Below are 9234 nucleotides of genomic sequence, written 5' to 3'. Positions count from 1 at the left end.
CCTTGGCCACGGCGTGGCCGTGCCCGCGGTGGGTGGAGGTGATCTGGTCGCCGTCGCGGAGCGCCGCCATCACCCCCGCGGCCCCTGGCGGGGCGCGGTGGCGGCCGGGTCCGACAGGCAGCACGTGGCAGGCCGCCCGATCCCACGGGCGGCCTGCCACGTCATCCGGAGCAGCCGACCACCGCACCGGGCCTGCCCGCGACGGGACCTCCGTCCCGGGCTCCCGCCCGGCTACGCGGCCGTCGGGGTCGATAACGGGGCGGTGGCGGCCGCCGGGGTGACGCCGAGGTCTGTCAGGAGGGCTGCCGCGGCTCGGCGGCCCGAGTGCAGGGCGCCCTGGACCGTGCTGGTGTCACGGTGGTCCCCGCAGACGTACAGGCCGGCCAGCAGGCGGACCTGGCGGCGGAGATCGTGCGGCGGCGGCATCGCGGGGACGGCGGCCGGGGTGTGGTGGATCGCCAGCAGCTCCCAGCGGTGTGTGGCGGTGCCGTAGAGGGTGGCCAGGTGGGCGCGGACGGTCCGGTCCGCGTCCGCGGGCGGGGCGCCGAGGATGGTGGACGAGATCAGCGCGCGGCCCGCGGGGGCGCGGGACGGGTCGACCTGGCTGATGACGGCGGTGTGGGCCACCGGGCCGCGGCGGTCCGCGTCCAGGAGCAGCGCCGCCTCCGCCGACGGTGCCTCGTCCGCCGTGTGGTGCACCACCGTGACCGGGTGGAACGGCGGCACCCGCAGGCCGGGCAGCAGCTCGGCGGCGGCGTGCGCGTCGGTCGCCACCAGGACGGCCCGGCAGCGGAGTTCGCCGTGTTCCGCCGTCGTCACGGAGGTCGTGGACACCGAGGTGACGCGTACCCCGGTACGGACCGTCCCGGGTGGCAGGGCCGCCGCGAGGAGCTCCGGCAGGGTGTCGGCGCCGCCCTCCGGGAGGCACAGGCGGCCGGCCGCGAAGGCGCGCAGGGCGAGGTCCGCGCACCGGCTGGACGTCGTCAGATCCGGGTCGCAGAGCAGCGCGGCGAGGAGCGGGCGCAGGAAACCCTCGACCGTACGGGCGGGCATGCCGCGGGCCGCCAGCGCACGCCCCGCGGGTCGCTCGGGGCGGGCCAGCAGCCGCTCCACGGGAACGGTCGCGATCCGCCCGAGGGCCGCGGCGAGCCGGGCCTGGTCGAGGGCGCCGCCGAGCGGCGGGAAGGCCCGCGACACGGGCGGAGCGCCGGCCTGGACCGCCTGACGGGGCCTGCGCGGAGGACTCACGAAGGCGCGCGCCGCATCGAGTGCGCCCCGTGCGCCCCCGGCGGGTTCGCCCGCCCGGTGGGTGCGCCCGTCGGCGTGGACGAGTACGCCCGGCGCGAACGGACGCAGGGCGAGGACGTCGAGGCCCGGGGTCAGCCGCAGCTCGGGATAGGACGTGGAGAGGAGCTGGCCGATGCGGTCGAGACGGAAACCGTCGATCTTCTCGGTCGTCATACGGCCGCCCACGTAAGGGGCGGCCTCCAGGACAACGGTCGTTACACCTGCGCTGTTGAGCCGGTGGGCGGCCGAGAGTCCCGCGACCCCGGCCCCCACGATGACGACGTCCGCCTGGTACGCGGGCTCAAGCACGTGCCCCTCCCCGAGGTCGCGCGGCTGCTGGGGGCCTCATGCCCCGAGCGGGCTTCCGGAATACCCGAGTTCGGGACGAGGCTAGGGCCGTAACCGGTCAGGGGAAGTCGCGCATGAGCAGGGCACGGTCGCACGCCGGTCGCATGCGGTCAGGCCTGCGCTGCCCGGATCGCCTCCTCGATCCCCGGGAACGCGAAGGTGAAGCCGGACTCCAACAGCCGTGCGGGAAGCACCCGTTGGCTGCCCAGGACGTCCCCGGCCATCTCGCCGAGCACGAGCTTCAGGACGGGCGAGGGCACCGCGAAGAGCGTGGGCCGGTGCAGCACGCGGCCCATCGCGGCCGTGATCTCCCGGTTGGTGAGCGGCTCGGGAGCCGTCAGGTTGAAGGGGCCCGACAGCGACTCGGAGTCGAGCAGATGCCGCAGCGCGGCCACGTGATCGTGCAGCGCGATGTAGCTCCAGTACTGCCGCCCGTCGCCCATTCGCCCGCCCAGCCCCGCCTTGAAGAGCGGGAAGAGCCGCCCCCAGGCGCCGCCCTTCGCGGCCACCACGAGCCCGGTGCGCGCGAAGACGGTCCGTACGCCGGCCTCCTGCGCGGGCGCCGCCGCCTCCTCCCACTCCACGCACATCGAGGGCAGGAACCCGTCACCCGGAGGCGCGCTCTCGTCCACGGCCCGATCGCCGGTCTCTCCGTAGAAGCCCATCGCGCTGCCGTTCAGGAAGACCCGCGGCGGCCGGTCCAGGGAGGCGGCGGCCTCGGCGAGCGCGGCCGTGCCGAGCACCCGGCTGTCACGGATCTGCCGCTTGTACGCGTCGGTCCAGCGGTGGTCGCCGACTCCGGCCCCGGCGAGGTTCACCACGGCGTCGCAGCCGGCCAGCCCCGCCGCGTCGACGTACTGCCGCTGCGGGTCCCACTCGACCTCGTCCTTCGCCCGGGGAGTGCGGCGCACCAGCCGCACCACCTCGTGGCCGTCCGCGGTCAGGGAGCGCACGAGCGCGCCACCGATGAGGCCGGACGCACCGGCCACGGCGATTCGGGAGGATTCCATGGCCCCATCCTCCGCCGACGTGCCCACGGCGCACCCTCAGGGGGTACCGAAGCATCACACCGAGGGCCGCCGAGCGTGTTCGAAACACCGGACACTCCGGCTTACCCCAGTCGTAAAGTGACCCCCATGCCCGAGCCGTACATACGCACCGCCCTCCCCGACGACGAAGAGGCGCTGGGCCACCTCGACCGTGCGACCTGGTCCTATCTGCACGCGGTCAGACCTCGGGAGCAGCCGCCGTACGAGCCGTTCTTCAACGAGCGCTTCGGCCCCCACGACCATCTGGTCGCGGAGGTGGGCGGGCGCATCGTCGGCTACGTACGGCTCGGTTTCCCCACTCCGCTCCTCTCCAACGCGCACGTCCGGCAGATCCAGGGCCTCGCCGTCTCCGACGAGGTACGCGGCAACGGCGTGGGCCGGGCACTGGTCCGTGCGGTGATCGGGGAGGCCAGCCGCCAGGGCGCCCGCCGGATCACGCTGCGCGTCCTCGGACACAACACCCCGGCCCGCAAGCTGTACGAGTCGGAGGGCTTCGTGGTCGAGGGGGTCCAGCCCGGGGAGTTCTTTCTGGACGGGGAGTACGTGGACGACGTGCTCATGGGGCGCGGCCTCTGACCGCCCGACCGGCCCGGCTGTCAGCATCAGCTCTCCGGCCCGGCGGTCAGCTCTTCTGAGGCTCCGTCAGCAACCGCAGCCCGCCCGTCAGTTCACGCAGGCAGCGCAGCGCCAGCTCCGCCGGGGAGCCCGGGCCCTCGACATCCGCGTCCGACTCGGCCCACGTCTCCAGGGCGACCCGGATCGCGTCCGTGGCGGCCGCGGCGGCGAGGCGGATCTCCAACGGGTCGGCGTCGCCCGCCAGTCGGGCCACGAGCGGGATGAGCCGGTCCTCGGACTCCTGGTTCACGCGGTACCAGACCGCGCGCAGCGCCGGGTCCCCGGCGGCCGCCCGCAGCAGGCCCCGGGTCCAGCGCAGGCCGTCCGCCTTGGCCTCGTGCGGGACGGTCAGGGTCGCGGTGACGGCCGACTCCAGTGCCCTGGGGAGCGCGGTGCCCGGTTCGGTCGCCGCCAGCCGCTCGCGCCAGTGGTCGCCGCCGATGGCGAACAGCGGGCCGACGGCGTCCTGCTTGTTGCGGAAGTAGCGGTAGAAGGTGCGCAGCGCGACGCCGGCGCGCTGGGCGATCTCCTCGGCCGTGGTGCCGTCGGGACCGCGCTCGGTGAAGAGTTCGGCGGCGGCGCGGGCGATGTCGAGCTGGGTGGCCGCCTTGCGGCGTTCGGTCAGCGACAGGGTCCTGGTCGGCTGGGACGAATTGGTGCTCACGCGAGGAAGAGTACGCCGGGAGAGGGATGGGGCATGTTTTGCCTTATCGGCGAAACATGCCAGGTGGCGTGCCGTGGGCGGCCGCCGCCGAGTCGTCGGGCGGCCGGGCTCGCGTCGGCGGGGCGGCAGGCCGCGGGCCGCGGCTCAGGACGTGACGAGGTCGCCGGTGTCCACGGGGTTCCCGGCCCTCGCCGCTTGCCGGGCGTCGTCCGCGACCTCGTCGGCGGTCAGGACGTAGCCCGTCTCGGCGTCGCTGGTGGAGCGGGCGAAGACGACGCCGTACACCTTGCCCTCGGTGGTCAGCAGCGGGCCGCCCGAGTTGCCGGGGCGGACCGTGGAACGGATGGAGTAGATCTCGCGCGTGACCGTGTCGGAGCCGTAGATGTTCTGGCCCCGCGCGTTGATCTTGTTCGCGACGGTGGCCGCCTGGAGGTCCAGGCCGCCGTCCTCCGGGTAGCCCGCGACCACGGCCGCGTCGTCGCGGGCCGCGCTGTTGTCGAAGGGCAGCACGGGGGCGTCGAGGCCCGGTACGTCGAGTACGGCCACGTCCTTCTGCGGGTCGAAGAGGACGACCCTCGCCTCGTACGCCCGGCCCGTGCCGCCCACGCGTACGGTCGGCTCGTCGATGCCCGCCACCACGTGGGCGTTGGTCATCACGTGCTCGGCCGCGTACACGAAACCGCTGCCCTCACGGCCCTGGTTGCCCGAGACGCCCTCGACCTTCACGGTGGAGCGCTGTGCGGCCCGGGTGGCGGCCGAGGTGACGCTGTCCCCGGAGGGCCTGGCGACGGTGGCGGCGGGCTCGTTCTCGAACGGGTTGAAGACCTGCGGGAAGCCCGCCTCCGTGAGCGCCGAGGTGGCGCGGGAGAACCAGGCCGGGGTGGTCTCCGGCATGGTGTCCTGCACCGCGCCGAGCAGCGCCGAGTTGCGGATCGACGAGGTGACCACGGGGGAGGCCGAGGCGCCGAGGACGCTCGCGGCGACCCACGCCACGATCAGCACGGCCACCGTGTTGGCGGCGGCCCCGCCCACTCCGTCGGCCACCCGCAGCGGGCCCTGGTCCAGCTCGCGGCGCAGCCGCAGGGCCAGCCGGCCCGCCAGCTCGTGGCCCACCACGGCGGGCAGCAGCACGGTGAGCACCGCGGTGACCGTCGCCGTGGTGGTCCCCGCGGTCACGAGGTCCATGGTCCAGGGCAGCACCCACACGCCGATGGCGGCACCGCCGACGAAACCGGCCAGTGAGACGCAGCCCGCCACCAGTCCGCGCCGGTAACCGGATGCCGCATAGCCGAGGATCACCAGCAACAGCAGGATGTCGAGCAGGTCCACGGAGCTCCCTTTCTCTTGGGCCTGGCCCTTTAGTACGCGCTGGGCGGGCCCAGTGATCAGGCACGCGCGCGTGGAACCGGAAAACCGGCACGTGTGCGTGGACCTGTAGAAACGTACCGGACCGGGGCGTTGGTTCCACCGGGTGGCACAGCACACATCGCGGGCGGTCCGGGTGTCCCCGAGAGTGGATCTCATGTGTGCCCTCCGAATGCCCGGGCGCCCGGCCGGCGCCCGGCCGGCGGGCGGAGCGCGTCCGCCGCTCGCGGCACGTGTCCCGCGTCCCGCGCGCAGGGCGCTGGCCTGTGTCCCCGGGCTCGCGGCCGCCCTCGCGCTGGTCCTGTGCGCGGTGGGCGTCGACCGGACGCCGGACGACTCCGGGCGCCCCGTCGCGGCCCGGGCGGGCGTGGGACACCGGGCCGCGCGGCCCGTCATCGTGCCCAGGGAGCGCTGGCTGGGCGACGCCGCCTACACCCGGCCGCCCACCCGGTACGCGGGCCGGGTGTCCGCCGTGTTCGTGCACCACACCGACTCGCCGAACGGGTACGACTGCGCGGACGCGCCCCGGATCATCCGCTACCTGTACGCGGGGCAGGCCGGGGACCGGCACTGGGACGACATCGGCTACAACTTCCTCGTCGACCGCTGCGGCACCGTCTACGAGGGCCGGGCGGGCGGCGCCGACCGCGCCGTCGTCGGCGCGCACACCCAGGGGTTCAACGTGGGCACGACCGGCATCGCGGCGATAGGGACCTTCACCGCCGGAGTACCGGTCCCCAAGGCCATGACCGACGCCATAGCGGCCGTCGCCGCCTGGAAACTGGGCCTCGTGGACATCGACCCGCGCTCCCCGGTACGGCTGGTCTCCACCAACAGCCTGAGCAGGTACGCGGCCGGCACCCGCGGCACCTTCACGGCCGTCTCGGGCCACACCGACGGCTACTGGACCGCGTGCCCCGGCGCGGCCCTGATGGCCCGGCTGCCCGAGATCAGGGAACGCGCGGCCCACCTCCAGGGCAGGCGGTAGGGCCGGTTCCGTACCCTCGCGGTGAGCTGGTGGCCGGTAGGCAGTCGTCAGTCCGCGAAACGGTCCCACAGCCGTGGGAAACGTTCCGCCAGCAGGGCCTGGTTCTCCAGGTCGAGGGCGGTGCCCAGCGGTTCCGAGGGCGCGGGCGGGATACCCAGGTCCGGGGCGACCGCGCCGGTGAGCTGCTCGTACGCCTCGTCCGCCGCGTAACCCAGCTCCTCGCCGTCCCCGTCGACCTCGTCGTCGAATTCCGCGAGGAGATCGGCGAGCTTGTCGGGATCGTGCACGGCACCCTCGTACACCTCCCGGCCCTGGCCGATCAGCCAGCAGCGGAAGAAGTCGAAGGCGTCGTCGCTCGCCCCGTCGAGCAGGATCCAGGCGGCGCCCCACAGCTCCCAGGTGTACGCGCGGTTGTAGCGGGCCTCGAAATGACGGGCGAAGTCCAGGACCTCCTCCGGATCCCGCTGGAGGAGCCGCTCGACGAGCAGGTCGGCCTGCTCCTCGGGGTCGCCCTCGGCGGCCTCGCGGGTCGCGTCCACCAGCTCCCAGAACTCCGTCTCGTCCATCACGGGACAAGCATCGGGCCTCTGACCGGCCCGCGCACCCGGGGGCGAGCACATCGTTATGTGCGCACATGCCTGCGGAAAGTCCGTGGAAAGCCCGACAGCGGGTGTCGCCTTTCGGCGGGATGCTCGACGTATGGAGACAGCAGGGGAATCAGCTCGGGAATCAGTACAGGGATCAACACGGGAATCAGTGCAGGAATCGGTGCAGGAAGCAGTACAGAAGGGCGCACAGCCGCTCAGGGGGAAGATCGCCCTGGTCGCGGGTGCCACGCGCGGTGCCGGGCGGGCCATGGCGGTGGAGCTGGGGCGCGCCGGGGCCACGGTGTACGTGACGGGGCGGACGACCCGCGAGCACGTCAGCGAGGTCGGCCGGGCCACCGAGACCATCGAGGAGACGGCCGAGCTGGTCGACGCGGCCGCCGAGGCGGTCGGCGGTGTCGGCCGGGGGATCGCCGTGCCGACGGATCACCTGGAGCCGGAGCAGGTACGGGCGCTCGTCGACCGCGTCGACCGTGAACAGGGACGTCTCGACATCCTCGTCAACGATCTCTGGGGCGGTGACGTCCACCTCGACATGGGGGCGAACGAACAGCCCGACATGTGGGACATCGATCTCGACAAGGGGCTGCGGGTCCTGCGCCTCGGTGTCGAGTCGCACGTCGTCACCAGCCACTGCGCGCTGCCGCTCCTCGTGCGCAACCGCGGTGGGCTGCTCGTCGAGGTCACGGACGGTACGGAGGAGTCCAACCGGAGCTACCGGCGGCCCTTCTTCTACGACCTGGCCAAGACGGCGCCCATCCGTATGGCGTACGACCTGGGGGAGGAGCTGAAGGAGCACGGCTGTACGGCGGTCTGCCTCACGCCGGGCTGGCTGCGGTCCGAGGCGATGCTCGACACCGCGTTCAAGGTGACGGAGGAGAACTGGCGGGACGCCTGTGCGGTCGCTCCGCACTTCGCGATCTCCGAGTCGCCCACGTACGTCGGGCGGGCGGTGGTCGCGCTCGCCGCCGATGCCGGTGTGGCGCGCTGGAACGGGCGGTCGCTGTCCAGCGGCGGTCTCGCCCAGGAGTACGGGTTCACGGACGCGGACGGGTCGGCGCCGGACGCGTGGCGGTACATCATGGAGGTGGAGCAGGCGGGTAAGCCCGCGGACGTCACGGGATACCGGTAGCCGCTCGGTCGTCTGGTCGTCTGGGCGCCTGGCTGTCTGGGCGCCCGGTCGTCTATCGGTAGTACGCCGCCGTCCGGGCCGCCGCCTCCGCGAAGCGTTTGCGGAGCTCGGGCGGTTCCAGGACCTCCGCCTCCGGGCCGAGCGTGAGGAACTGGGTGTACGCGACGTCGTGTGACTCGACCGGCAGGGTGATCGTCACCCGGCCCTCGGCGTCGGGCGGGGCGGCCTCGGCCAGGGTCTCCTGGGCGGAGAGGGGGTCGACGGTGTACTTCAGCCGGCGCGCGCCCGCCTCGGTGAGCCGCACCACGATCGTGGTCCGCAGGATCGAGCGGGCGAACTGGGTCGCCCGCTCCGCCCAGAAGCCCGGCAGGTCGAATGCCTCGTCGCGGGCGAAGCGTTCGCTGCCGGGTTCCACCGCCGTGAAGCGGTCGATGCGGTAGACCCGGAAGGAGCCGGGGGTCGGGACGCGGGCGCAGACGTACCAGACGCCGGCCTTGAGGACGAGTCCGTACGGCTCCAACTCGCGCTCCACGTCGGCCTCCTGGCGTCGGTAGCGGGCGGTGATCCGGCGGTCGTCCCAGACCGCTTCCGCGATCGCGGGCAGCAGGTGGGGGGTCTTCGGCTCGGCGAACCAGGCGGGTGCGTCCAGGTGGAAGCGCTGGGTGGCGGTGTGCGAGGCGTCGCGGAGGGAGGGGAGGAGGGCGGCGGACACCTTCAGCCGGGCGGCTGAGGCGGCGTCCTCAAGGCCCATCTCCCGTAGCGCGCCCGGTACGCCGGACAGGAACAGGGCCTCGGCCTCGGTGCGGGCCAGGCCTGTGAGCCGGGTTCGGTAGCCGCCGATCAGGCGGTAGCCGCCGGTGCGGCCGCGGTCGGCGTAGACCGGGACGCCGGCCTCCGACAGTGCCTGCGCGTCCCTTGTGATCGTGCGCTCGGAGACCTCGAGCTCTTGGGCCAGTTCGGCGGCGGTCATGGAGGGCCGGGACTGGAGGAGCAGCACCATCTTGATGAGGCGGGCAGCGCGCATGTCTTCATGATGCCGGGTTGTTTGTCTGCGGGTTGCCTCCGGCGGTTGGGCGGTTGTTCTGGTGCGGGTTCGGTGGGGGCTGGTCGCGCAGTTCCTCGCGCCCCTGGGGTGGTGGGTGGTGGGGTCGGTGCCGCGACGGGGTATCCGATCGCCGCTC

General features: G+C 73.5%; 9 protein-coding genes. 3 read left to right on the top strand and 6 right to left on the bottom strand.

Annotation, left to right across the window (positions count from 1 at the left end):
* Positions 1-231: 231 nt before the first annotated feature.
* Both AB0I18_RS50770 and AB0I18_RS50765 read right to left on the bottom strand, forming a co-directional pair.
* The gene (locus AB0I18_RS50770; RefSeq protein WP_363112668.1) at positions 232-1596 is read right to left on the bottom strand and encodes an NAD(P)/FAD-dependent oxidoreductase; all 1365 of its coding nucleotides are present in this window, start codon (positions 1594-1596) and stop codon (positions 232-234) included.
* Positions 1597-1745: 149 nt separating this feature from the next.
* Positions 1746-2645 carry a TIGR01777 family oxidoreductase gene (locus tag AB0I18_RS50765; RefSeq protein ID WP_363112667.1) on the bottom strand — a complete coding sequence of 300 codons (900 nt, stop codon included), beginning with the start codon at positions 2643-2645 and terminating at the stop codon, positions 1746-1748.
* 126 nt (positions 2646-2771) lie between these two features.
* Here AB0I18_RS50765 and AB0I18_RS50760 point away from each other — a divergent pair, with 126 nt between their 5' ends.
* Positions 2772-3260, top strand: a complete 489-nt coding sequence (locus tag AB0I18_RS50760) for a GNAT family N-acetyltransferase (protein WP_363112666.1) — start codon at positions 2772-2774, stop codon at positions 3258-3260.
* Between the two features lie 46 nt (positions 3261-3306).
* Here the strand turns inward: AB0I18_RS50760 and AB0I18_RS50755 are convergent, their stop codons facing one another.
* Together AB0I18_RS50755 and AB0I18_RS50750 are read right to left on the bottom strand one after the other, a co-directional pair.
* Positions 3307-3963: a TetR family transcriptional regulator gene (locus tag AB0I18_RS50755; protein ID WP_363112665.1), complete on the bottom strand. Its 657-nt coding sequence runs from the start codon at positions 3961-3963 to the stop codon at positions 3307-3309.
* 144 nt (positions 3964-4107) lie between these two features.
* Entirely contained in the window at positions 4108-5292 is a 1185-nt protein-coding gene (locus AB0I18_RS50750; protein WP_363112664.1) for a MarP family serine protease, read from the bottom strand.
* A gap of 193 nt (positions 5293-5485) precedes the next feature.
* Here AB0I18_RS50750 and AB0I18_RS50745 point away from each other — a divergent pair, with 193 nt between their 5' ends.
* Positions 5486-6316 carry a peptidoglycan recognition protein gene (locus AB0I18_RS50745; protein ID WP_363112663.1) on the top strand — a complete coding sequence of 277 codons (831 nt, stop codon included), beginning with the start codon at positions 5486-5488 and terminating at the stop codon, positions 6314-6316.
* Between the two features lie 47 nt (positions 6317-6363).
* Here the strand turns inward: AB0I18_RS50745 and AB0I18_RS50740 are convergent, their stop codons facing one another.
* Positions 6364-6882 (bottom strand): DUF4240 domain-containing protein, encoded by a 519-nt coding sequence (locus AB0I18_RS50740; RefSeq protein WP_363112669.1) that lies wholly within the window; start codon positions 6880-6882, stop codon positions 6364-6366.
* 202 nt (positions 6883-7084) lie between these two features.
* Between AB0I18_RS50740 and AB0I18_RS50735 the strand changes: the two genes are divergently transcribed.
* A complete protein-coding gene (locus AB0I18_RS50735) occupies positions 7085-8053 on the top strand; it encodes an SDR family oxidoreductase (RefSeq protein ID WP_363112662.1) in 969 nt (322 codons plus the stop codon).
* Positions 8054-8105: 52 nt separating this feature from the next.
* On the opposite strand, the gene AB0I18_RS50730 is transcribed toward AB0I18_RS50735, so the two are convergent.
* Complete coding sequence (locus tag AB0I18_RS50730; protein ID WP_363112661.1) at positions 8106-9077, bottom strand: YafY family protein; 972 nt, start codon at positions 9075-9077, stop codon at positions 8106-8108.
* Positions 9078-9234: the final 157 nt, after the last annotated feature.

Source organism: Streptomyces sp. NPDC050704 (genome assembly GCF_040654355.1).
GTDB lineage: Bacteria > Actinomycetota > Actinomycetes > Streptomycetales > Streptomycetaceae > Streptomyces.
This window is presented reverse-complemented; position numbering and strand designations above follow the sequence as displayed.

Coding starts and splice junctions, on each gene's coding strand:
- AB0I18_RS50765 (WP_363112667.1), bottom strand. CDS start 2,645: ATGGAATCCTCCCGAATCGCCGTGGCCGGTGCGTCCGGCCTCATCGGT.
- AB0I18_RS50760 (WP_363112666.1), top strand. CDS start 2,772: ATGCCCGAGCCGTACATACGCACCGCCCTCCCCGACGACGAAGAGGCG.
- AB0I18_RS50745 (WP_363112663.1), top strand. CDS start 5,486: ATGTGTGCCCTCCGAATGCCCGGGCGCCCGGCCGGCGCCCGGCCGGCG.
- AB0I18_RS50740 (WP_363112669.1), bottom strand. CDS start 6,882: ATGGACGAGACGGAGTTCTGGGAGCTGGTGGACGCGACCCGCGAGGCC.
- AB0I18_RS50730 (WP_363112661.1), bottom strand. CDS start 9,077: ATGCGCGCTGCCCGCCTCATCAAGATGGTGCTGCTCCTCCAGTCCCGG.